The following is a 23,400-nucleotide window of genomic DNA, read 5'->3' as shown; positions in this document are numbered from 1 at the left end:
ACGCCCCGGCCGAGCGCCCCACCGAGTGCCCCGCCGCGTGCCGCGCCCAGACCCCACACGCCCCACACCCCCCCACAGCCACCACCACCGCACCCACACCAAGGGGAGACTGTGCACCACCGCAGTGAACACGCGCCCGTACCCGAGGACACCGGGTACCGAAGACGCCGCCGGTTCGGCGACGGGCCCGCGCCGAAGTCGCTCGCCACCGGGCTCGCGCTGCTCATGGCCGTGTCGTGTCTGTACGGCGCCGAGGCCGCGACGGCCGCGCCCGCGGAGCCCACCGCGGGCAAGGCCGCGAAGCCCGTCGCCACGACCGCCGCGGACCTCGCGTCGGCCCGGGTCGCCGCCCGCCTGCACGGCAAGCGGATCGAGGCCCTGGCGGAGCGCACCGAGACGTCGACGACCTGGGCCAACCCCAACGGCAGCCTCACCACCGAACTGACCGCGGGGCCCACCCGGTTCGAGGACGAGGAGTCCGGCCGGTGGCGGGACGTCGACCTCGACCTGGTGAAGAACGACGACGGCTCGGTGGAGCCGAAGGCCCACCCGCGCGGCCTGGAGCTCGGGGCGCCCGGCGGCAAGCGCCTGTCCCGCATCGACCAGCACGGCACCGCCCGCGACCTGGTCACCCTCGGCGAGGGCGAGGAGCGCATCACGCTCCGGTGGCAGGGCGGCCTGCCCGCGCCGAAGCTGGACGGCACCCGCGCCACGTACGAGAACGCCGTGCCCGGCGCCGACGTGGTGGTCGAGGCCACCCGCACCGGCTTCGAGCAGTTCGTGGACATCAAGCGCAGGCCGACGGAGCGGGACTACGGCTACACCCTGCCCCTGCGCGCCAAGGGCCTCAAGGTCGTCCAGCACAAGGACGGCAGCCTCACCTTCACCGACCGCCGCGGCAAGAAGGACCAGCGGCGGGCCGTCATGCCCGCGCCCGTGATGTGGGACGCCACCGTTGACCCCGTCTCCGGCGAGCACACCCGCCGCGCCCCGGTGAAGATGAAGGCCGTCGAGGTCAAGGGCGGCGTCGACCTCGTCGTCACCCCCGACGCGGACTTCCTCGCCGACCCGAAGACCACATACCCCGTCACCGTCGACCCGTCCACCTCCGCCCTGGCCAACGTCTTCGACACCTACGTCCAGCAGGGCGAGACCCGGGACTGGTCCACCGACACCGAGCTCGACCTCGGCAACCCGGGCACGAAGAACGCCAACGGCACGCCGCGCACGGCGCGTTCCTTCATCTCCTGGGACACCCGGCCCGTCCAGGACGCGCTCGTCATGGACGCGAAGCTGTCGCTGTGGAACTTCCACTCGGCCAACGAGAAGGACTGCAAGGCCCAGCCGTGGGAGGTGTGGTCCGCCGGAGCCGCGTCCACGTCCTCGCGCTGGACCGCGCAGCCCGCGTGGACCGCGAAGAAGGCGACGTCGAACGAGACCCGCGGCAACCCGGCGTGCACCGCCGCGCCCGACGGCTGGATCAACGCCGACGTCACCGGCCTCGTCCAGGAGTGGGCCTCGGCGAAGGCCGCCCGCGGCCACATGGGCCTGCGCGCCGCGAACGAGACCGTGGTCGCGCAGTGGAAGCGGGTCAACTCCGCGAACGCCGCGACCCGTCCGCCCAAGCTGACCGTCACCTACAACTACCGGCCGCGCACCGGCACCAAGCAGGAGGCGGGCCCGCCGTACTTCTCCTACGGCGGCGCGTACGTGGTGAACAGCCTCACCCCGACGCTGCGCGACACCTTCACCGACGCGGACGGCGACAAGGTCAACGGCACCTTCCAGATCTTCGACACCGCCACCGACAAGCAGGTCGGGAACGTGCTGGTGTCGAAGTGGGTGCCGTCCGGGCAGGTCGCGTCGGTGACCGTGCCCGCGGGCGTGCTCGCGCACGGAAAGACGTACAAGTTCCGTACGTCTCCGTACGACAACGCGCACTACAACACAGGCTGGTCGGCGTGGAAGACCTTCACGGTCGACACCTCCGCGCCGTCCGCGCCCACGAAGGTCACGTCCACGGACTACCCGAAGGGCGCCTGGGTGAAGGGCGCGGGCAAGCCCGGCACCTTCACCGTCACGCCGCCCGGCTCCGACCACAACTGGCTGGAGTGGTCCCTGGACGGCGTGACCTGGACGAAGGAGCCCACCGGCGGGACGGGCGCGGCGAAGAACATCTCCGTCACCCCGCCGAAGGACGGCACGCACACCCTCCAGGTACGCGCCGTCGACAAGGCCGACAACAAGTCCGAGGCCGTCGAGTACACCTTCCACGCCGGTCCCGGCGGCTTCGTGCAGCCGTCCGACGGCGAGCGCACCGCGCGGCGCCTGCCGCTGCTCGCCGAGGCCGACGGCGACACGTTCGACGAGGTGTCCTTCTCGTGGCGCCGCGCCGAGGCCGACGACTGGGTGCGGATCCCCGCCAAGGACGTCGGCGCGGGCGGCAGCGCGCTCGACGGCTGGCCCGTCGCCCTCACCGAGGGCCGCAGCGACAGGCTGGTGTGGAACGCCACCGACACCGTCGGCCCCGACGGCAGCGTGCAGATCAAGGCCGACTTCACCGGGCCGAAGGGCGCCACGGGCAGCACCGCGCCGCTCACCGTCGTCGTCGACCGGAACGCCAGTGACGCCGCGACCGCCGAGACCGGCCCCGGCTCGGTGAACCTGCTCACCGGTGACCACACCCTGTCCGCCACGGACGCCTCCGCGTTCGACCTGTCGGTGAGCCGCACCGCCTCGTCGCGGACCCCCGACAAGGGGGCCAAGCAGGAGAACCAGGCGCCGATCTTCGGCAAGGAGTGGGTGGCGGGCACCGCCGCCGAGCTGACCGACTCGGACTTCTCGCACCTGCGGAAGATCTCCGCGACGGCCGTGGCCGTCGTCGACGCCGAGGGCGAGGAGACCCACTTCACCGCGAACGCGGCCAAGAGCGCGTGGATCCCGGAGCCCGGCTCCGAGGACCTCACGCTCAAGGGCGGCGTCACCGGGTCGTTCACGCTGACCGACACCGAGGGCACCGTCACCGAGTTCACCCGCACCGACGCCGCCGCCAGCACCTGGCAGGTGTCCAGCACCCTCCTCGACGGGCTCGCCAACTCGACGACGACCATCGTGTCCGAGTCCGTGACCGTCGACGGCAAGAAGCTGGCCCGCCCCCGGCGCGTGGTCGCGCCCACCTCGGCCGCGTCCGCCGCCGCCTGCACCGCGACTCCGGCGACCAAGGGCTGCCGCGTCCTTGAGTTCGTGTACGCGGACCGCACGACCGCCTCCGGCGACACCTTCGGCGACCACGAGGGCCGGGTCAGGGAGCTGCGCCTGTGGGCCACCGCCCCCGGCGCGAGCGAGGCCACCGCCAAGTCCGTCCAGAAGTACGCCTACGACGGCGCCGGCCGGCTGCGCCAGGCCTGGAACCCGCAGATCAGCCCGGCCCTCAAGTCCGCCTACGACTACGACGGCGCGGGCCGGGTCACCACGTACACCCCACCCGGCGAACTGCCCTGGACCTTCACGTACGGCAAGGCGGGCAGCGCCGCCACCGCCGGTGAGGGCATGCTCCTGAAGGCGTCCCGCTCCGGCCTGAAGCCGGGCACCACCGGCACGCAGGAGGGCACCGCGAGCACCGCCGTCGTCTACGACGTGCCGCTGACCGGCGCCAAGGCCCCGTACAAGATGGGCGCGGCCGACGTGAAGGCGTGGGGGCAGCTCGACGCCCCGACGGACGCGGCGGCGGTGCTCCCCGCCGACGCCGTGCCGTCCGCGCACTCCGGCGACGAGCTGACCCCGGCCGCGTACCGGCGCGCCGACGTGCACTACCTGGGCGTGTCGGGCCGCGAGGTCAACACGGCGACGCCCGGCGGGCACCTCACCACCACCGAGTCCGACCGCTTCGGCAACACGGTGCGCGAACTGAGCGCGGCCAACCGCGCGGTCGCCCTGGGCCTGACCGCCGCCGACAAGGCCGTCCAGGCCGACCTGGGCCTGGCCGGACTCACCCCGGCGGAGCGCGCCGACCTGCTCGCCACCCGCTCCCTGTACAACGACAACGGCACCCGCAAGCTGGAGGAGCTCGGCCCGCTGCGGCGCGTCGACCTGACGGCGGACCTGAAGTCGGGCGCCACCACCCTGGTCCCGGCGGGCACGTCGGTGGCCGCGCGCGGCAGGACCCTCAACGAGTACGACGCCGGGCGTCCCTCGGACGGCACCGCCAAGGTCAAGGACCAGGTCACCAAGGTCACGACGGGCGCCGAGGTCCGCGAGCACCCGGGCGTCCTCGGCGAGAGCCGCGTGACGCAGACGGTGTTCGACTGGGCCAAGGGCCAGCCCGCGAAGACGATCCAGGACCCGGGCGGGCTCGCGCTCACCACGACCACCGAGTACGACGCGCAGGGCCGGGTCGTCAAGCAGCTCCTGCCGGGCGCGAACGGCTCGGACGCCGGGACCCGCGTGACCAGCTACTGGTCGGCGACGGGCAGCGGCCGCTGCGCCGGGCGCCCGGAGTGGGCCGACCTGGTCTGCGAGGTCGCGCCCGGCGGCGAGGTCACCGGGGGTGGCAGCCAGCCCAAGGAACTGCCCTCGTTCACCACCGAGTACGACTGGTGGGGGAGCCCCGCGAAGGTCACCGAGACCGCGAACGGCGTGACCCGCACGACCACGACCACGTACGACGACGCGGGCCGCCAGACCAAGGTGGCCGTGACCGGCGGCACGGGCGAGCAGGTCCCCCAGTCCACGACCGAGTACGACCCGGCCACCGGCCAGGCCGTGCGGACGACGTCGCCCACGGGCGGCAGCCTCACCAAGACGTTCGACAGGCTGGGCCGCCAGGTCGCCTACACCGACGGCGGCACCACCACCACCGAGTACGACCTGCTCGGCCGCCCGGTGAAGGTCACCGACACGGCGCCGTCCACCGTCACGTACACCTATGACACCGCGGCCGAGCCGCGGGGCCTGGCCACGAAGACCGTCGACTCCGTCGCGGGCGCGTTCCGGGCCACGTACGACGCCGACGGCTCCGTGGCGAGCGAGCAGCTGCCCGGCGGCTACACCCTCACGCAGACCGAGGACACCGCGGGCGCGGTCACGGACCGCACGTACACGCGGGACAGCGACGGCACGACCGTCTACTCCGACACCGTGACCAAGTCGGTCCACGGCCAGGTCACCGAGCACGCGGGCTGGTCGGGGCAGAGCTACCGCTACGACGCCACGGGGCGGCTGACCACCGTCGAGGACACCGCCGAGACGGTGTGCACGCGCCGCGCCTACGGCTTCGACGCGCGCGCCAACCGCACGTCCCTGACCACCGCGTCCGGCACGCCCGGCGCCGACTGCCCCGCATCGGGAGGCACCACCGCCAAGCACACCTACGACAGCGCCGACCGGCTCGTCGACCCGGGGTACGCCTACGACGCCTTCGGCCGCACCACCGCGGCCCCCGGCAACGGCTCGCTCGGCTACTACGCCAACGACCTGGTGCACCGGCAGACGGAGGGCGGCAAGCGGCAGACCTGGCAGCTCGACGCCGCCCTGCGGTTCCGCTCCTGGACCGTCGAGTCCGGCTCCGGCTCCTCCTGGGCCAAGGAGCAGTCCAAGGTCAACCACTACGACAGCGACGGCGACAACCCCCGCTGGATCGTGGAGGACACCGCCACCGGCGCCCTGACCCGCATGGTGGACTCCGCCTCCGGCGACCTGGCCGCCACCACGGACAAGACCGGCGACGCGGTGCTCCAGCTCACCACCGTCCACGGCGACGTGGCGCTCCAGCTGCCCCTCGACAAGAGCCGGGCGCCCGTCGCGCTCGACTCCGACGAGTACGGCAACCCGCGCGCGGGCCAGGCCCCGGCCCGCTACGGCTGGCTGGGCGGCAAACAGCGTTCGGCCGAGACCCTCACCGGCCTCACCCTGATGGGCGTGCGCCTGTACCACCCGGCCACCGGCCGCTTCCTGTCCGTCGACCCGGTCTACGGCGGCGGCAACAACGCCTACGAGTACGTGGGCGGCGACCCCGTCAACCGCTTCGACCTCGACGGCAAGTGGTGGAAGAAGGTCAAGCGCGGCCTCAAGCGGGTCGGCCGCAACGTCCGCAAGAACTGGCGCACGTACGCCGGGTACGGCGCGACGGCGGCGTGCATCGTCGCCTCGGCGGGCACCTGCGCGATCGCGAGCGTCGCGGTGTTCGCCGCGACGTCCGCCGCCGACGGACGCGGCGGCAAGTGGCGGACGAAGAAGTACTGGCGGTCGACGGCCAAGTCGGCGGCCTGGACCGCCGTGGGCGTCGGCGCGGGCCGCTTCGCCGCGGGCTCCTGGTGGAAGTCCAGCAAGGGCTTCTCCCGGGGCGGCAGGCACGCCGCGGGCCGCAGCCGGCACGCCAAGCGGTTCTCCTACCGCAGGACGGCGTGGGGCTACGCGGGCAACGCGTGGACGGGCACGCTCACCTGCGGGATGAGCTGGAAGATGCGGTACTGCTAGCGGCAGTCCGCCCGGTGGGGGCGTGGCGCCACGCGCGCGGCGCCCCCGCCGGGCGACCCAGAGGATGAGGCGTACAGACACATGCACTACACCAACCGGCCCGTGCGACGGGCCTCGTGGGCGGTCGTCGCGATGATGGCGCTCGTCGCCGTCCAGTTCCTCTTCGGCGGCGGCGAGGGGCCGCGCGACGCCTGGGACGTCGCCCTGGCCCTGGCCCTGCCCGCCGGGGTGACCTGGGTCCTCGTCCGCACCGGCCTCACGCCGTCCGTGGCGTGGGACGAGAAGCGGCTCGTGGTCCGCAACCCGTTCTTCGTGTACGAGGCGTGCCTGGCCGACGTGCGGCTGCTCGGCCGGGCGGGCCGGGGCGGGGCGCTGCACGTCGAGGGCCTCGGCACGGTGCTTCCGTGGGCGATGACGCGCTCGGTGTTCGACGGGCGCAGGGCCGAGGCCGCGCGGCGCGAGCTGCGGCAGGCGGTGCGGCGGGCCGGGGGCGCGGCGTCGGCGCCGGTGCGGCGGCGCTTGCGGGTGGAGTGGACCGACGTCCTGGTGCTGCCGATCCTGGGGGCGTTCGTCTGGGCGTTCCTGCCGTAGCCCGGCCCGGCGGGGCAGCGGCCGGGGGCGGTCAGACGAGGGGCGGGCGGCCCAGCTTCGTCATCAGCCACACCGTGCGCCAGCGCATCGGCCGCCGCTCGCCGCACGAGGTGCGCAGGCCCTCGACGAAGCCGCCCGCCCAGGCGCGCAGGCCGCCGAGGGACCGGGTGCGCAGGAGCGTGAGCAGGGTCCACACCGCCAGGTAGAGGGGGATCAGGAGCAGCGGAAGGCGGCGCCGGGCCAGCCAGACGCGGTTGCGGGCCGTCATGCGGTAGTAGACGGCGTGCCGGGCGGGGGACGTCTTGGGGTGCTGGAGCAGCAGCGCCGGTTCGTACAGGACCTTCCAGCCGTCGTCGAGCGCGCGCCAGGCGAGGTCGGTCTCCTCGTGCGTGAAGAAGAAGTCGGCGGGCCAGTCGCCGGTCCGCTCCAGCATCTCCATGGAGAAGGCGTGGCCGCCGCCGAGGAAGGACGTGACCAGGCCCCGGCGCATCGGGTCCTTGGCGCGCAGGCGCGGCACGTGGCGGCGCTGGGTCTCGCCGTGCTCGTCGGCGATGCGGAAGCCGACGACGCCGAGGCGCGGGTCCTCGGCGAACAGGCGCTGCACGGTGCGGAACACGTCGGGGTCGACGAGCAGCCCGTCGTCGTCGAGCTCGATCGCCACGTCCACGTCGCCGAACTCGCGCAGCCGCCGCAGGGCGACGTTGCGGCCGCCGGGGCAGCCCAGGTTCTCGTCGAGCGCGATCGTGGTGACCTCGCCGGGGTGGGCGGGGAAGTCCGGCAGCTCGGTGCCGTTGCCCACGATCACGACCCGGGTGGGCGGGACGTCCTGCTTGGCGACGGACTCCAGGAGGGCGTCGACGTCCTTGGGGCGGTTGCCCATGGTCACGATGGCCACACCCAGGCGCGGTTCGGACACGGGGAGCCCTCCAGATCGGGTCGCAGGGGTGGTCGGGGCGGTTCGGCCGCGGCCGGGGGAGCGGTGCGCCGCCTTGACGGTTCTGGCGATGGTAGCCGTTCACCGGTGTGTTCATCGCACGACGGGGCGCGTTCATGACGTTCACTCCGGCGCGTGCGCCAGGTGGCGCAGTGAAAGGCGCCGACGGCTCGACCGGTTTTGGTCGTGACATGTCAAAAATCAAGAAGGCGTCCCTTGTGACCTCCGGGGGAGCGTGTCTCAATGCCTCCAACCCAAATCGCTGACACACCGTCAGCCGCCGTGGTGCGGGGGCGTGTTCGGCGATGCGGCACCCCACACTCCCCCCATGCGAAGGCAGGTCATTCCATGCGGCACGGCAGACTCGCCCTCTGTTCGGCACTCGGCACCGCGGCGCTCACGCTGAGCGCCCTCGCGCTCTCCCCCACCGCGACCGCCGTGGACCCGACGACGGCGACCCTCGACTTCGAGTGCGGCTCGTTCGGCTCGGGCGCGGCGACCCTCAAGGCCACGCAGAACGGCACCAGCGCCACCATCGAGCTCTCCACGTCCGCGATCACCGCGCCGGTCAACGTCGGCGCGGGCGCCGTCAACTCCACCCTCACCCTCACCAAGAACGGCACCGGCACCACCACCTTCACCGGCCGCGCCAACCCGGCCATCCCCGCGGGCAGCCCCATCTCCAGCGGCCCGCTCAAGGGCACCGTCGCCTCCGGCGACAGGCTCTCGGCCAAGTCCCTCAAGGTCGTCGTCTTCGGCATCACCGTGACCTGCAACGCGACGTCCGAGCAGAAGCCGGGGCCGTTCGTCTTCTGACCGCCCCGCAGAGGCGCCGCCGCCCGGACGGCGGGCGGCGGCGCCCCACCCGAAATCCCGTTGCCGCCGCGCCCGCGCCCTGCCTACCGTTCCGATCATGCTGCCCCCCGTGCGCACCGACGAGGAGTGGGACGCGATCGTCCCGGACGAGGCCGTGATGCGGCCCGGCGCGGCGGACCTGTGCGCCCGGCTCGGCGTCGCGGGGGTGCCGCTCACCCGCTTCCGCGAAGGCTCCCAGCCCGTCTACGCCGTCGGCGACGACCTCGTGCTCAAGCTCTTCCCCGCCGCCGCGGCCGACGACGGCGTCACCGAGGCCCGCGTCCTCGCCCACGTGCACGGCCGCCTGCCCGTCGCGACCCCCCGGGTCCACTCCTGGGGCGCGTACGAGAACGGCTGGCGCTACGTCCTGATGTCCCAGCTCCCCGGCGAGAGCCTGCACCACGCCTGGCCGCGCGTGCCCGGGGCCGACCGGGAGCGGCTCGTCGAGCGGGCCGGGCGGACGCTCGCCGCACTGCACGCCCTCGACCACGCGCCGCTCGCCGGCGCCCTCGGGCCCGGCGACTGGGACGCGTTCCTGGCCCGGCAGCGGGCGGGCGCCGTCGAACGGCAGCGCGCGCGGCACCTCCCCGAGCACTGGCTGGAGCAGATTCCGGACTTCCTCGACGCGGTGGCGGGCGTGGGGGAGCGCGCGGCGGAGAGCGCGGGGGAGCGCGCGGCGCAGGCGCCCGCCGCCGGGGGCCGGCGTGCCCTGCTGCACACCGAGTTCATGCGCGAGCACCTGCTCGCCGCGCCCGCGCCGGACGGCCGCTGGGAGCTCACCGGGCTCTTCGACTTCGAGCCCGCGATGATCGGCGACCCGGCGTACGACTTCGTGGCCGTCGGCCTCTACGTCACGCGCGCCGACCCCCGCCTCCTGGCCCGCTTCACCTCGGCGTACGGCCGCGCCTTCGAGCCCCGCAGACTCCTCGCCCACACGCTGCTGCACGTCTACAGCAACCTGCCCCGCTACCTGCGCGAGCTGCCCGCCCCGCCCGAGCCGACCCTCGACGCGCTGGCCGAGCACTGGTTCGGGCGGGGCTAGCGGCGGCCTAGTCCACGGGCACGAGCGTCAGATAGGCGATGCCGAGCAGGCCGCGGTAGCCGCGCAGCCAGGTCGCGCGGTGCCGGTCCGCGCGCTCGCGGGCCTGGGCCGCGAGCGGATGCCCCGCGTTGGCGGCGAGCCAGACCTCGGTGTCCGCGAGGTACGCCGACTCGAACTCCTCCCACTCCTCGGCGTTCGCCGTCTCCACCCACATCGGCCGGAAGCCCGCGGCGACCGCCGCGTCCGTCAGGTCGCCCAGGTGCAGATGCTCGTCGGTGCGGGCGTCCGGCCACATCGCGGCCAGCTCCGCCGCGGTCGGCGTGCGCTCCCAGAAGCCCTCGCCGAGGACGACGCGCCCGCCGGGGCGCACCAGGCGGCGCAGGGCCCGCAGCGCGTCGGCGGTGTGCGGGGGCGCGGCGTCGGCCGGGCGCAGGGTGTGGGCGGAGCCGAGGCAGAGCACGACGTCGGCCGGGCCGCGCGCGGTGTCCGTCGCCGACTCGGCCGCGAACTCCACCCGGTCCGCGAGCCCCCTGGCCCGGGCCAGGGCCCTGCCCCGCTCCAGGTCCTCCTCGTTCAGGTCGACCCCGACGGCGGTGGCGGCGGGCGCCGCCTGGAGGAGGCGCAGCGTCAGCTCGCCCCAGCCGCAGCCGAGGTCGAGCACGGTGGGCCGGTCCGCGGCCGTCAGGGCCTCGGCGGCCCGCGCCACGATGCGGGTGGCCCGCGCCTCGGACAGGGGGCCGTGGAAGGTGAGGCGGGTGAGGCGGGGCGGGGCGTCTGTGGAGGTCATGGTGGGGCACGCTATGCGTTCGTGGTCGCCCGGTGCACGGGATTTATGCCCTCGCGGGTACTAGGGCGGTCCTTCAGGCCTCGGCCTCCCGCAAGGCCCGCCTCCGGGAGGCCACGAGTGCGGCCGTCGCGACCCCCGTGGCGAGCAGGGCCGCCGGTGCCATCCAGGCCCGGTTGAGGGCGTCCCCGAGCGCGTGGTCGGCGGACAGGCGACCCGGCCCCGTGATCGCGAGCGCCGCCGAGACGAGGCCGAGGACCGCCGGGTACTCGAAGCCGCCGCCCTGGTTGAAGAAGCCGTTGGGCGCGTGCACGGGCGCTGCCCCGGCCATGGCTCCGGCGGCCGCGGCCCCGGCCGCGGGCGTGGCGAGGCCGAGCGCGAGCAGCGCGCCCCCGCCCGCCTCCGCGAGCCCCGCGAGCACGGCGTTGGCCTTGCCCGGGCGGTAGCCGACGGACTCGAAGTACGCGCCGGTGCCCTCGATCCCGCCGCCCCCGAACCAGCCGAGCAGCTTCTGCGAGCCGTGCGCGGCGAGCACCGCGCCCGTGCCGGTGCGGAGCAGCAGCAGGCCGATGTCGCGCCGGTCGGGGCGGGCGCACGGGTGGGAACGGCGACAGGTCACGGCGGGCTCCAGGGCGGGTTCGGGACGGGGGCGCCTCCTGGCGGGGCACCCCCGAAGGACGCTTCCCTCCACCGTCCACCGGGACGGCCCCGCCCACGAGGTGCGGCCCGCCGCCCGGGTGAGTGGCCGCCGGGGCCGGACGCGGGCGCGCGGTGGCGGGACCACCGCCCCGGTGTGACCGTGGACGCATGACCATTCCGGTGAACCAGCTCAGCGACCCGACGGTCAGGGACTTCGTCACCGCCCTGAACGCGGGCGACAGGACCGCCCTGACGGGCCTGCTCACGCCCGACGCGACCATGTCCGACGACGGCTCCGACCGGAACCTCATGGAGTGGCTCGACCGTGAGGCGTTCTCGTCCGGCGGCCACATGGACGTCGAGTCGGAGGCGGACGGCGGCCGCGCCCTCGTGGCCGACTACCGCAACGACACCTGGGGCGCGATGCGCACCAAGTGGAAGTTCACGGTGGACGGCGGGAAGGTGTCCCGGTTCGAGACCGGACAGGCCTGAACCGGGACCGGGGTTCGAGACCGGACAGGCCTGAACGGGACCGGAGGGTGTCGCTCCTGATCAGGCCGGGATGCGCACCGCCGCGCCCGACACGCGCACCCGGGTGTCCCCCTCGCGCAGCGTCACCGTGAGGACTCCGGGGCGCCCCATGTCCACGCCCTGGTGCAGGGTCAGCTCCGCCGCGGCGGGCACCAGGCCGAGCTCGCGCGCGTAGGCGCCGAACGCCGCCGCTGCCGCGCCGGTCGCCGGGTCCTCGACGACGCCGCCGACGGGGAACGGGTCCCGTACGTGGTAGACGGACGGGGTCTCCCGCCAGACCAGCTGGACCGTCACCACGTCGAGCCGCAGCATCAGGGACCTCAGCCGCTCGAAGTCGTAGTCCAGGTCGGCGAGCCGCTCGCGCGTGGCCGCCGCGAGGACCAGGTGCCGGGCGCCCGCGTAGGCGATCCGCGGCGGCAGCTGTGCGTCGAGGTCGTCCGCCGCCCAGCCGAGGGCGGCGAGGGCCTCGGTGACGTCGGCCGCGGGGGCCTCGCTCACCTTCGGCTCGACGCTGGTCAGGGTGGCGCGCAGCACCCCGTCGGCCTCCGCGACGGTGACCGGCACGGTGCCGGCCTCGGTCGTGAACACGAAGTCGCCGGCCCCGTCGCGCTCGGCGAGGGCGACCGCCGTCGCCACGGTGGCGTGGCCGCAGAAGGGGACCTCCGTCTGCGGGCTGAAGTACCGCACGGTGAAAGTGCGGCCCTCGGGCCCGAGCCCGGCGGGCCCCGGCGTCACGAACGCCGTCTCGCTGTAGCCGAGGTCCGCGGCGATCGCGAGCATCCGCACGCCGTCGAGCCCGTCGGCGTCGAGGACGACTCCGGCCGGGTTGCCCCCGTCGGGGTCGGTGGCGAAGGCGGTGTAGCGCAGGACGTCGGCGGTCTGGGCGTGCTGGTCTGATGTGCTCATGCCGCACGATAACCCGCGTGCGGCCGGGGGCATTCCCGGCCGCACGCGGGTGCGCGCGCGAGCCCGCCCGGGCTCAGTGGCAGTTCTTGGAGCCCCCGTCGCGGGTGGTCCACGAGCAGGAGTCGAGCTGCGAGCCGTTCGGCTTGATCAGGCGGGCCTTGTCGGTGGTGTTGTTCCACACGTGCCAGCCGCGGCCCCAGTAGCGCACGCCGGAGGCGTTGGTGCCCTTGCCGGTGCGGACCTTGACGGTCTTGCCCGCGCCTATCTTGTAGCTGCCGAAGGTGTAGGTGTAGTTGGTGTTGTCCTTCAGCCGGTAGCCCTTGAGCTGGATCGGGCCGCTGCTGCTGTTGTGGATGTTCACCCACTCGCCGTTGACCGAGGCACGGGCGGTGGTGTCCCGGCCGGGGCTGTCGTACTGGATGAAGCCGAGGTGCAGACCGCCCTGGTGGCGCGGGGCCGCGGTCGCCGGGCCTGCGGCGAGCAGCGGGGCCGTGAGTGCGGTGGCGGCGAGGACGGCCGTGGCCGCCGAACGAATGCGCAACGTGTGCTCCGTGTGTGAAGTTTCCGTGGAGAGCTGCCGAGCCTAGCGGCTGGCCGCGGGCCCCGAGGGCGGATCCCGGAGGCTGGCCAGAGCCTGGTCCCCAGTTCGTCCGAAATCCGTAGGGGCGTCATCCGCCGCTCGGCGCAGGGAGGTTGCGCGCCCTGGCGGGCATGGTGAAGTCCGCTGCGGTACGGATGTGCCGCGCCATCACGTCGGACGTCTGCGGCCTCATCGTGGCTGGTCGCGCCCACGCGGCGGAGCCGCACACAGACACGGCCCCGCGCCCCCCGCGGGGCGCTCCCCGGCGTGCGGCCCTCAGCCCCGCCCCACATACGGCATCGCGGTCGCGAGCACCGTGGCGAACTGCACGTTGGCCTCCAGGGGCAGCTCCGCCATGTGCCGCACCGTGCGCGCCACGTCGGCCACGTCCATCACCGGCTCGACCGCGACGTCCCCGTTGGCCTGCGGGATCCCCGTACGCATGCGCGCGGTCATGTCCGTCGCCGCGTTGCCGATGTCGATCTGGCCGACGGCGATGCGGTACGGACGCCCGTCCAGGGACAGGGACTTGGTCAGGCCCGTGAGGGCGTGCTTGGTGGCGGTGTACGCGACGGAGTGCGGGCGCGGCGCGTGCGCGGAGATCGAGCCGTTGTTGATGATCCGGCCGCCGCGCGGCTCCTGCTCCTTCATCTGCCGGAACGCCGCCTGCGCGCACAGGAACGCGCCGTTGAGGTTCGTGTCGACGACGTGGCGCCAGGCGTCGTACGGCAGCTCCTCGACGGGCACGCCGCCAGGACCGAACGTACCGGCGTTGTTGAAGAGCAGGCCGAGCCGCCCGAACCGCTCGCGCACGGCGGCGAAGAGCGCGGCGACGTCGTCGGGCGCGGAGACGTCGGTCCGTACGCACAGCGCCCGTTCGCGGACGGCTTCGCCCCCCTCGGCGGCGGCCAGGGCGACCGTCTCGCGCAGCGGCTCGTCCCGGCGGCCCGCGAGCGCGACGGACCAGCCCGCGCGCAGCAGTTCCACGGTGACGGAACGGCCGATTCCGGAGCCCGCGCCGGTGACCACGGCGGTCTTCGCGGCGGCGTCCGGGGCGGCCTCCGGGGTCGCCTCCCCGGCCGTCTCGGCTGCCACGGGGGCCTCCTGAGGGTCCGTCCGGGAGGTGCTGGGGGAGGCCGTTCGCTCTGCGTTCATGGCCCCGCAGCGTACGGGAGGGTCCGCAACTCGGACATCATCTGCTCGACATATGGCTGTTGTGTACGTGACAGGCCATCGTCGTCCCTCGGCACTCCAATGCACCGTACAGCCATTGTCCGGGAGGGGCACATGTCAGCTTCAGGTCACCACGCACCCGAACTCCGCGCGGCAGCACGCCACTTGGGCCGCCGCCGCTTCCTGACCGGCACCGGCGCGGCCGCGGCGCTGGCCTTCGCCACCAACCTGCCCACGGCCGGTGTCGCGGGCGCCGCCGAGCTCGACGCCGCACGCGTCTTGGACGACCCGTTCACCCTGGGCGTCGCGTCCGGCGACCCGCAGCCCGACTCCGTGCTCCTGTGGACCCGCCTCGCGCCCGAGCCGTACGCGGAGAACGGCGGCCTGCCCGCCGAGCGCGTCACCGTCCAGTGGGAGCTGTCCCGCGACCCCCGCTTCCGCCGCTCCGTCAGACGCGGCACGGCCACCGCGCACCCCGAGTTCAACCACTCCGTGCACGTCCAGGTCGACCACCTCGACACCGACCGCGCGTACTACTACCGCTTCCGCGCCGGCAAGTGGACCTCCGAGACCGGCCGCACGCGGACCGCGCCGCACCCGCACGGCCGCACCGGCGAGCTCACCCTGGCCGCCGTGTCCTGCCAGGCGTACCACGACGGCTACTTCACCGCGTACAAGCACCTCGCGGAGGACGACGTCGACGTCGTCTTCCACCTCGGCGACTACCTCTACGAGTACGCCGTGAACTCCGTCGGCGGCGCCCGCAAGTACACCGACCGCGTGCTGCCCGACGTCTTCAACCGCGAGACGCAGACCCTCGACGACTACCGCCGCCGGTACGCGCTCTACAAGTCCGACCCCGACCTGCGGGCCGCGCACGCCGCGCACCCCTTCGTCGTCACCTGGGACGACCACGAGGTCGAGAACAACTACGCCGACGACCTCGACGAGAACGGCAACCCGCCCGAGGAGTTCCTGCTGCGCCGCGCCTCCGCGTACCGCGCCTACTGGGAGAACCAGCCGCTGCGCCGCCCGCAGCAGCCCTCCGGGCCCGACATGCAGCTCTATCGCCGCCTCCAGTGGGGCCGCCTCGCCCAGTTCGACATCCTCGACACCCGGCAGTACCGGTCCGACCAGGCCTACGGCGACGGGGCGCACGTACCCGGGCCCGAGTCGCTCGACCCCAAGCGGACCATCACCGGGGCCGGCCAGGAGCGCTGGCTCATCGACGGCTGGCGCCGCTCGCGCGCCCTGTGGAACGTCGTTCCGCAGCAGGTCACCTTCTCCCAGCGCAAGCTCGACCTGAACCCCGTCGCCAAGGTCAGCATGGACGCGTGGGACGGCTACGCGGCCTCGCGGCAGCGGGTCCTCGACGGGGCGAAGGCCGCCGACGTCGAGAACCTCGTGGTCCTCACCGGTGACGTGCACGTCGGCTACGCCTTCGACATCCTCGACGACTTCGACAAGCCCTCGTCGAAGATCGTCGGCACGGAGATCGTCGCGACGTCCATCACCAGCGGCAAGGACGGCGCGGAGCGGCCCGCCAACTGGGAGACGTACACCAAGGCCAATCCGCACCTGAAGTTCTACAACGGCCGCCGCGGCTACGTGACCGTGGCCCTGGGCCGCGACGAGGCGCGCGCCGACTTCAAGACGGTCTCCGCGGTCACCACGCCGGGCGCCCCTCTCGCGACGGCCGCGTCCTTCGTCACGGAGGCGGGCAACCCGGGCCTGCACCCGGCGTAGCTCCCCCCCCCCCCGCTTTTCGGCGCTTCGCGCCTCGTCCTCAAACGCCGGACGGGCTGGATGGTGCCGCTTGCGGCGGTGTTTCAGCCCCTCCGGCGTTTGAGGAGCGGGGGTCTGGGGGCGGAGCCCCCAGGAAGCGGGAAGGGGCGGGATTGGGGACCGCCCGGCAGGGCCTGCGACGATAGGGGGACACGACAACTACCGGGAGGGGCGCGATGGCGGAGACACAGGCAGAGGGACAGATACGGGAGGCGGCGGGGCCCCAGGACCCCGTCGCCCGCCGCATCGCGACAGGGGCCCTCGTCACGCTCATCCTCGGCGGCCTCACCGCCATGCCCCCGCTCTCCATGGACATGTACCTCCCGGCCCTGCCGGAGGTCACCGACGCCCTGCACGCCCCGGCCGCCACCATCCAGCTCACCCTCACCGCCTGCCTCATGGGCATGGCGCTCGGCCAGCTGGTCGTGGGGCCGATGAGCGACAAGTGGGGCAGACGCCGCCCCCTCCTGACCGGCCTGCTCGTCTACGTCCTCGCGACGGCGATCTGCGCGTTCGCCCCGACCGCCGAGCTGCTCATCGCCTTCCGCCTGCTCCAGGGCCTCGCGGGCGCCGCCGCGATCGTGATCGCGCGGGCCGTGGTGCGCGACCTGTACGACGGCGTGGAGATGGCCCGGTTCTTCTCCACGCTGATGCTGATCTCCGGCGTCGCCCCCGTCGTCGCGCCGCTCATCGGCGGCCAGGTGCTGCGCCTGACGGACTGGCGCGGCATCTTCGTCGTCCTGACCGTCGTGGGCATCGCCCTGACGCTGCTCGTGTGGCGCGGCCTGCCGGAGACCCTCGCGCCCGGGGACCGGCACGGCGGCGGCACCGCCGAGGCGCTGCGCACCATGCGCGGGCTCCTCGCGGACCGCGTCTTCACCGGCTACATGGTCGCGGGCGGCTTCGCCTTCGCCGCCCTGTTCGCGTACATCTCCGCGTCCCCGTTCGTCATCCAGGAGATCTACGGAGCCTCGCCGCAGACCTTCAGCCTCCTGTTCGGCGTGAACTCCGTCGGCCTCATCGTCGTCGGCCAGATCAACGGCAAGCTGCTCGTGGGCCGGGTCAGCCTCGACAAGGCGCTCGGCTTCGGACTCGTGGTGATCACGCTCGCCGCGACCGCGCTGCTGCTGATGACGAGCGGCGTCTTCGGTGACGTCGGCCTCGTCGGGGTGGCCGCCGGGCTCTTCGTCCTGATGTCGGCGATGGGCCTGGCCATGCCCAACACCAACGCCCTCGCGCTGATGCGCACCAAGCACGCCGCGGGGTCGGCCTCCGCGCTGCTCGGCACCTCCTCCTTCCTGATCGGCGCGATCGCCTCGCCGCTCGTCGGCATCGCGGGCGAGAAGACCGCAGTCCCGATGGCCGTCGTCCAGCTGACGTGCGGGCTGGCGGCCATCGGCTGCTTCGTGGGACTGTGCCGCCCGTGGCAGCGGACCAGTACCCATCGGGAGCCGGAGGGGGCGGACCGCTGACGCCGCCCCGGGTCCTGCGCCCGGGCACCGCGGACCGCGCCGGGCTCGACCCCGACGCACTCGCCCGCCTCGTCCACGACGTACGGGAGCTGACGCGCGGCCCGCGGCCGTGGTGCGCGGGCGCCGTGGTCCTCGCCGGGCGCGGCCCGGTGATCGCCGTGGCCGAGGCGGCGGGCTGGGCGGTGCGGTACGCCGCGTACGACGAGCGGGCCGACGCGGGCGTCGAGCTGCCGGCCGGACGGCGGGTGCCGATGACCGTGGACACGCCCTTCGACCTGGCCTCGCTCACCAAGCTGTTCACGACCGTGGCGGCCGTGCAGCAGCTGGAGCGCGGCACCCTCGGCCTCGACGAGCCGGTCGGGACGTACGTCCCGGAGTTCACGGGCGCCGCCGCGCACGGGACCACCGTGCGCCAGCTCCTCACCCACACGTCCGGGCTGCGGCCCGAGCTGCCGCTGTACGACCTGCCCGACGCGGCCGCGCGGCTGCGGGCCCTGCGCGCCGAGGCTCCCTCGGGGCCGCCGGGCACCCACCTCTACTCCGACCTGAACCTGCTGCTCCTCCAGCACGTCCTGCACCGCGTCACCGGGCATCCCCTCGACGTCCTCGTCCGCGACGGCATCACCCGGCCGCTCGGCATGGCCGCCACCGCCTTCGGGCCCCGCCCCGGCGCGGCCGCCACCGAGGACCAGCGCGGGCCCTGGGCGAAGGCCGACCGGGGCATGCTGCGCGGCGAGGTCCACGACGAGAACGCGTGGGCGCTCGGCGGCGTGGCGGGCCACGCCGGGCTGTTCTCCACCGCGCGGGACCTCGCCGTGTTCTGCCGGGCGCTGCTGTGCGGCGGCGCGTACGGCTCCGCCCGCGTCCTGGGGCCCGCCTTCGTCGACCTGATGCTGGCGCCGCCCGGGCTCGGCTTCGCCGTCGACCAGCCGTGGTTCATGGGGGAGCTCGCGGGCCGCGGCGCGGCCGGGCACACCGGCTTCACCGGCACGTCCCTGGTGCTCGACCGGGCCACGGACACCTTCCTGGTGCTCCTGGCCACCACGGTCCACCCCCGGCGGCGGCCGCCCGCCAACGCCCCGCGCGCCCGGGCGGCCACCACCCTGGCCCGGGCGCTCCGCCCCCGGTGACCCGCAGGGGCGCCGGGCCGCTCCGCCCCGGTGTCTAAAATCGACAGGTGCACGACCACCTTTCCCCCGCCGAGACCCTCCGCACCGCCCTCGCCGACCTGCTGGCGGACCTCCCTCCGCGCGCCGCGGCCCAGGCGGTGGACCGGCTGATCGCGAACTACCGGGGCGCCACCCCGACCGAGGCCCCCGTCCTGCGGGACCGCGCCGACGTCACGGCGTACGCGGCGTACCGGATGCCCGCCACCTTCGAGGCCGTGCGCTCCGCCCTGCGGGCGTTCGCCGCCGCGGCCCCCGAGGACTGGGCCCCCGCCGGGCACACCGACATCGGCGGCGGCACCGGCGCCGCCACCTGGGCGGTCAGCGCCACCTGGCCGGGGGAGCGGCCCGTCACCGTCCTGGACTGGGCCGAACCCGCCCTGGACCTGGGGCGCGAGCTGGCCGCCGCGCACCCCGACCTGGCCGCGGCCCAGTGGCAGCGCGCCCGCATCGGCGCGTCGCTCACCGTGGCGCCCACCGCCCTCGTCACCCTCTCGTACGTCCTCGGCGAGCTCACCGAGGACGACCGGGGCTGGGTCGTCGACGTCGCCGCCCGTGCCGCCACCGACGCCGTGGTCGTGGTGGAGCCCGGCACCCCCGACGGCTACGCCCGCGTCCTTCAGGCCCGGGACCGGCTCGTCGCCGCCGGGTTCCGGGTGGCCGCGCCCTGCCCGCACAGCGACACCTGCCCGATCGTGCCCGGCAGCGACTGGTGCCACTTCTCCGCCCGGGTCAGCCGCTCTTCGCTGCACCGCAAGGTCAAGGGCGGCTCCCTGGCGTACGAGGACGAGAAGTTCGCGTACGTCGCCGCCGTCCGCGCCACCGGACCCGCGGCCGAGGGCCTCGCGCCCGCGCCCCGCCGCGTCGTCCGCAAGCCGCAGATCCGCAAGGGCCAGGTCCTCCTCGACCTGTGCGAGGCAGAGGGCGCGCTGCGCCGGGAGACCGTGACGAAGCGGCACGGGGCCCTCTACCGGGAGGCGCGGGACGCCGCCTGGGGCGACGCCTGGCCGAAGGCGTAGGCCCGGCGCGACGCCTGGCCCGAGGCGGGGCGCGGCGCCGGGCCCCGGCTCTTAGAAGTCCCTTAGAACCGGTGACTATCCACGTCACCATGCCCCTCAAGACCACAACAGCCCTCGGGCTCGTCCTCGCCCTCGCCGCCGGGGCCGCCCCCGCCGCGGCCGCCCCGGACCGGGCCCCCGGCACCGGTGTCGAACTGGCCGTCCGCGGCGGCACCGCCGTCGTGGACACCGCCACGCTCGCCGTCCGCGCCCGCACCCGCGACGGCCACGACCGGCTGCTCTCGGCCGCGTCCGCCACCCCGCTGGGCGCACCGGGGCCCGTGCACCGGCTCGACGGCGGCCGGGTGCGCTGGAGCTACCCCGAGCGCGGCCTCGACGTCACCGCCCGCTCCGACCACGGCCGCCTCGCCCTGAGCTTCGCCGCCCGCCGCGACACCACGCTGCGCTGGCCCGTCACCGGCGTCGGCGCCCCGGCCGCCGCGAGCCTGCAACTCCCGCGCGGCGAAGGGCTCGACATCCCGGTGGCCGACCCCTTCTGGACCTCCGGGGGCGGCCGCCTCGCGGGCACGAGCGTCGACGTGGGCGCCGACCTCACGCTGCCCCTGTGGGGGTACTCCGCCGGGCGGCACGGCGTCAGCTACCTCACCCCGACCGACATCGGCACCTCGCTCGCCTTCACCAAGGCCCACGGGCGCCTGCGCGCCACCGCCGCGCACGCCTTCCGCCGCGCCGAGGGCACCCGTGCGTACACCGTCACGCTCGCCCTGACCGACGGCAGCCCGGTCGCCCCCGCCGCCGACTACCGCGCCTACCTCGCCGAGCGCGGCCGGCTCGGCAGCCTGCGCGCGAAGTTCCGGCAGAACCCGGCGGCGCGCAAGCTCCTCGGCGCCTTCCACGCCTACCTCTGGGGCGAGGCCCGCACCGCCGCCGGGGTGCGGCGCCTGCGCGCGCTCGGCGCCGACCGGATGTGGCTCGGGTACGACGCCGGGCCGGACCCCATGGACGAGAAGGCGGTCGCCGCGGCGCGGGCCGCCGGATACCTCGTGGGCCCGTACGACACCTTCGCCAACGGACAGGACCCGAAGACCGCCGACAGCCCCACCTCCGTGTGGCCGGGGCGCATCTACCCGGACTTCTGCGTCCGGAACGCCGACGGCACCCCGCACACCGGGTTCGGCGGCCGCGGCTGCTATCTCAGCTCCGCCGCCTTCGAGCGCGCCGAGCCCGCCCGCCACTACCTGGCCGACCGCACCCGCGCCATGGTCCGCAACGGCGCCGACAGCTACTTCCTCGACGTGGACGCCACCGGCGAGCTGTTCCGCGACCACTCCGCCGCCCACCCGATGACCAAGGCCCAGGACCGCGCCCACCGCCTCGCGCGGATGCGCCGCATCGCCGGGTCCGGCCTCGTCCTCGGCTCCGAGACCGCCCAGGCCTGGGCCAACCAGGCCGTCGCCTTCGACCACGGCAGCGCGACCCCCGTCGCCGACGGCCTGTGGACACTCCAGAAGGACCGGGAGAAATGGGGCGGCTACTACCCGGAGAACGCCCCGAAGGCGTTCTTCGAGCCGGTACGCCTGCCCGCCGACCTGAGCCGGGCCATGTACGCGCCGCGCTACCGCGTCCCGTTGTACGGGACAGCCCTGCACGGCGCGACCGTCAGCGCCGAGCGCTGGGAGCTGTCGTACGAGAAGCTGCCCGCGGAGAAGACGCGGCGCGCGCTGCTCGCGATGCTGTACGACCGGCCGTTGAACTACGTCCTCGACGGGCCCGCGCTGGCCCGCCACGGCCGGGAACTCGCCGCGCTCCAGCGCTACTTCGCGCCCCTGCACCGGGCGGCCGGGGCCGAGCGGCTCACGTCGTTCCGGTGGCTGACCGGCGACCGCTCCGTCCAGCGCACGGTCTTCGGCGACGGCACCCTGACCGTCACCGCCAACTTCGGCACCGAGGCCCGCGCCGGACTCCCGGGCGGCTGCGTCGACGCGAAGCTGCGCACGGACGCGCGGCCGCGGCGGCTGTGTCCGGCGGACGCGGGCTCCTGAAGGAGAGGTGCGGGCGGTCACAGGCCGCCCGCACAGAGGAGCGCCCCCGTAGGGGCGCGGGGAACTGCGCGACCAGCCACAGGCGGCCCGCAGTCGAAGGACGGCCTAACGCAGCCGCAGCTCCTGCGTGCAGCACTTCACGCTGCCGCCGCCCTTGAGCAACTCGCCCAGGTCCATGCCGATCGGCTCGTAGCCGCGGTCGCGCAGCGGCTGGAAGAGCCCGGTCGCCGCCTGCGGAAGGAGCACGTGCAGACCGTCGGAGACGGCGTTGAGGCCGAGGGCCTCGGCGTCCGCCTCCTCGGCGATCAGCGCGTCGGGGAACAGCCGCTGAAGCACGGCCTGGCTGCCCGGCGAGAACGCGCCCGGGTAGTACATGACGTCGTCCGTCGTGTCGTCCAGGACCGCGAGGGCGGTGTCCAGGTGGTAGTAGCGCGGGTTGATCAGGTCCAGGCCGATCACCGGGCGGCCGAAGACCTCCTGGGCCTCGCCGTGCGAGAGCGGGCTGGCGCGGAAGCCGCGGCCCGCGAGCACGTACGAGGACGTGACGGCGAAGTCGCCCTCGCCCTCGTTGATGTGGGTCGGCTCGTGCACGTGCTCGAAGCCGTGGGCGCGGAACCACTCCAGGTGGGCCGCGGCCTCGGCCTGCCGCTCGGGGTAGGCGAAGCTCGCGCCGAGGACCCGGCCGTCGACGACGGTGGCGCCGTTGGCCGCGAAGACCATGTCCGGCAGGTCGGGTCGGGGTTCGAGCTCCTCGACGGTGTGGCCGAGCGAGCGGTAGCGGTCGCGCAGGTCTTCCCACTGGGCGATGGCCAGCGGGACGTCGACGGGTTTGGCGGGGTCCATCCACGGATTGATGGAGTACGTGACCTTGAAGTGCGCCGGTGGGCACATCAGGTAGCGCCGGGGTGTGGCGCGCCGGGCAGCTTGACGCAACGAAGGCTCCTCACGAACCGCAGGGGCTATTGCTGCCCATGGTGCGGTCTGAGGAGCCTTCGCGCAGTGATCTGCGTTGCTCGAACTGTGGTGTGGACGGGAAAATGCTCATGAACCGGAGGTTCCGGCGGTCAGGAGCCTCCGTTCCCGGGGGCATCCCGCGTCATGAGTCGTGGTTCGCCGCCCGGCCCTCCTGGAGTTTGCGCAGCAGCTCACGCTTCTGTTCCTGGGGGCTGAGCCCGCCGCCGACGCGGCCCGCGCCCTTCCCGCCGCGCAGGGTCTTGCGCGACAGGTTGGAGCGGGTGCCGCCCACGCCGAGCATTCCGGATCCGCCTCGCGACATGGTGTGACCTCCGTGAGTCGTCGAAGTAGTCGGCGGCACCGCTGTCGCACCGCCGAGCGACGAGACGTTGCGTCTCGTCATGTCTCGACAGTAACCGAGACGATCCGTCTTGTCGAGGGGATTGAGGGCGC

18 protein-coding genes are annotated in these 23,400 nt (G+C 74.3%); 10 read left to right on the top strand and 8 right to left on the bottom strand.

All coding sequences use genetic code 11. The annotated features are described in order from the left end of the window. The first annotated feature begins 225 nt into the window (after positions 1 to 225). Together C9F11_RS12900 and C9F11_RS12895 are read left to right on the top strand one after the other, a co-directional pair. Positions 226 to 6,474, top strand: a complete 6,249-nt coding sequence (locus C9F11_RS12900; RefSeq protein WP_138966410.1) for a DNRLRE domain-containing protein — start codon at positions 226 to 228, stop codon at positions 6,472 to 6,474. Positions 6,475 to 6,555: 81 nt separating this feature from the next. Then, a complete protein-coding gene (locus C9F11_RS12895) occupies positions 6,556 to 7,065 on the top strand; it encodes a hypothetical protein (RefSeq protein ID WP_138959427.1) in 510 nt (169 codons plus the stop codon). Positions 7,066 to 7,096: 31 nt separating this feature from the next. On the opposite strand, the gene C9F11_RS12890 is transcribed toward C9F11_RS12895, so the two are convergent. Continuing rightward, positions 7,097 to 7,981, bottom strand: a complete 885-nt coding sequence (locus C9F11_RS12890) for a glycosyltransferase (protein ID WP_138959426.1) — start codon at positions 7,979 to 7,981, stop codon at positions 7,097 to 7,099. Positions 7,982 to 8,347: 366 nt separating this feature from the next. Between C9F11_RS12890 and C9F11_RS12885 the strand changes: the two genes are divergently transcribed. Together C9F11_RS12885 and C9F11_RS12880 are read left to right on the top strand one after the other, a co-directional pair. Then, entirely contained in the window at positions 8,348 to 8,815 is a 468-nt protein-coding gene (locus tag C9F11_RS12885) for a hypothetical protein (RefSeq protein WP_138959425.1), read from the top strand. A 97-nt stretch (positions 8,816 to 8,912) separates the two neighbouring features. Further along, on the top strand, positions 8,913 to 9,896 hold the full coding sequence (locus tag C9F11_RS12880; protein WP_171075719.1) for an aminoglycoside phosphotransferase family protein: 984 nt from the start codon (positions 8,913 to 8,915) through the stop codon (positions 9,894 to 9,896). 7 nt (positions 9,897 to 9,903) lie between these two features. Here C9F11_RS12880 and C9F11_RS12875 read toward each other — a convergent pair whose 3' ends face one another. Beyond that, positions 9,904 to 10,683 carry a class I SAM-dependent methyltransferase gene (locus tag C9F11_RS12875; protein WP_138959424.1) on the bottom strand — a complete coding sequence of 260 codons (780 nt, stop codon included), beginning with the start codon at positions 10,681 to 10,683 and terminating at the stop codon, positions 9,904 to 9,906. Positions 10,684 to 10,756: 73 nt separating this feature from the next. Further along, entirely contained in the window at positions 10,757 to 11,299 is a 543-nt protein-coding gene (locus C9F11_RS12870; RefSeq protein ID WP_138959423.1) for a DoxX family protein, read from the bottom strand. Positions 11,300 to 11,487: 188 nt separating this feature from the next. Here C9F11_RS12870 and C9F11_RS12865 point away from each other — a divergent pair, with 188 nt between their 5' ends. Further along, on the top strand, positions 11,488 to 11,811 hold the full coding sequence (locus C9F11_RS12865) for a nuclear transport factor 2 family protein (protein WP_138959422.1): 324 nt from the start codon (positions 11,488 to 11,490) through the stop codon (positions 11,809 to 11,811). A gap of 60 nt (positions 11,812 to 11,871) precedes the next feature. Here the strand turns inward: C9F11_RS12865 and C9F11_RS12860 are convergent, their stop codons facing one another. The 3 genes from C9F11_RS12860 to C9F11_RS12850 form a co-directional block, all read right to left on the bottom strand. Beyond that, positions 11,872 to 12,756: a PhzF family phenazine biosynthesis isomerase gene (locus tag C9F11_RS12860; protein ID WP_138959421.1), complete on the bottom strand. Its 885-nt coding sequence runs from the start codon at positions 12,754 to 12,756 to the stop codon at positions 11,872 to 11,874. 73 nt (positions 12,757 to 12,829) lie between these two features. Beyond that, positions 12,830 to 13,297, bottom strand: coding sequence for a lamin tail domain-containing protein (locus C9F11_RS12855; RefSeq protein ID WP_138959420.1), 468 nt, complete (start codon positions 13,295 to 13,297; stop codon positions 12,830 to 12,832). Between the two features lie 315 nt (positions 13,298 to 13,612). After that, positions 13,613 to 14,431: an SDR family oxidoreductase gene (locus C9F11_RS12850; protein WP_249401705.1), complete on the bottom strand. Its 819-nt coding sequence runs from the start codon at positions 14,429 to 14,431 to the stop codon at positions 13,613 to 13,615. A gap of 192 nt (positions 14,432 to 14,623) precedes the next feature. On the opposite strand from C9F11_RS12850, the gene C9F11_RS12845 reads away from it, so the two are divergent. The 5 genes from C9F11_RS12845 (at position 14,624) to C9F11_RS12825 (ending at position 21,993) form a co-directional block, all read left to right on the top strand. After that, on the top strand, positions 14,624 to 16,255 hold the full coding sequence (locus C9F11_RS12845) for an alkaline phosphatase D family protein (RefSeq protein ID WP_138959418.1): 1,632 nt from the start codon (positions 14,624 to 14,626) through the stop codon (positions 16,253 to 16,255). A gap of 215 nt (positions 16,256 to 16,470) precedes the next feature. Further along, positions 16,471 to 17,766 (top strand): multidrug effflux MFS transporter, encoded by a 1,296-nt coding sequence (locus C9F11_RS12840; protein WP_249401704.1) that lies wholly within the window; start codon positions 16,471 to 16,473, stop codon positions 17,764 to 17,766. Then, positions 17,718 to 18,896, top strand: a complete 1,179-nt coding sequence (locus tag C9F11_RS12835; RefSeq protein ID WP_138959417.1) for a serine hydrolase domain-containing protein — start codon at positions 17,718 to 17,720, stop codon at positions 18,894 to 18,896. Before C9F11_RS12840 ends, C9F11_RS12835 begins: the two co-directional genes overlap by 49 nt. A 47-nt stretch (positions 18,897 to 18,943) precedes the next feature. Then, positions 18,944 to 19,951 carry a small ribosomal subunit Rsm22 family protein gene (locus tag C9F11_RS12830; RefSeq protein WP_138959416.1) on the top strand — a complete coding sequence of 336 codons (1,008 nt, stop codon included), beginning with the start codon at positions 18,944 to 18,946 and terminating at the stop codon, positions 19,949 to 19,951. 89 nt (positions 19,952 to 20,040) lie between these two features. Continuing rightward, entirely contained in the window at positions 20,041 to 21,993 is a 1,953-nt protein-coding gene (locus C9F11_RS12825) for a glycoside hydrolase (protein ID WP_138959415.1), read from the top strand. A 105-nt stretch (positions 21,994 to 22,098) separates the two neighbouring features. Here C9F11_RS12825 and ddaH read toward each other — a convergent pair whose 3' ends face one another. Next, positions 22,099 to 22,926, bottom strand: coding sequence for a dimethylargininase (gene ddaH, locus C9F11_RS12820; protein ID WP_346347257.1), 828 nt, complete (start codon positions 22,924 to 22,926; stop codon positions 22,099 to 22,101). Positions 22,927 to 23,089: 163 nt separating this feature from the next. Next, positions 23,090 to 23,269, bottom strand: coding sequence for a DUF6243 family protein (locus C9F11_RS12815; RefSeq protein ID WP_138959414.1), 180 nt, complete (start codon positions 23,267 to 23,269; stop codon positions 23,090 to 23,092). Positions 23,270 to 23,400: the final 131 nt, after the last annotated feature.

Origin of the sequence: Streptomyces sp. YIM 121038 (assembly GCF_006088715.1) — a bacterium.
Lineage (GTDB): Bacteria > Actinomycetota > Actinomycetes > Streptomycetales > Streptomycetaceae > Streptomyces.
This window is presented reverse-complemented; position numbering and strand designations above follow the sequence as displayed.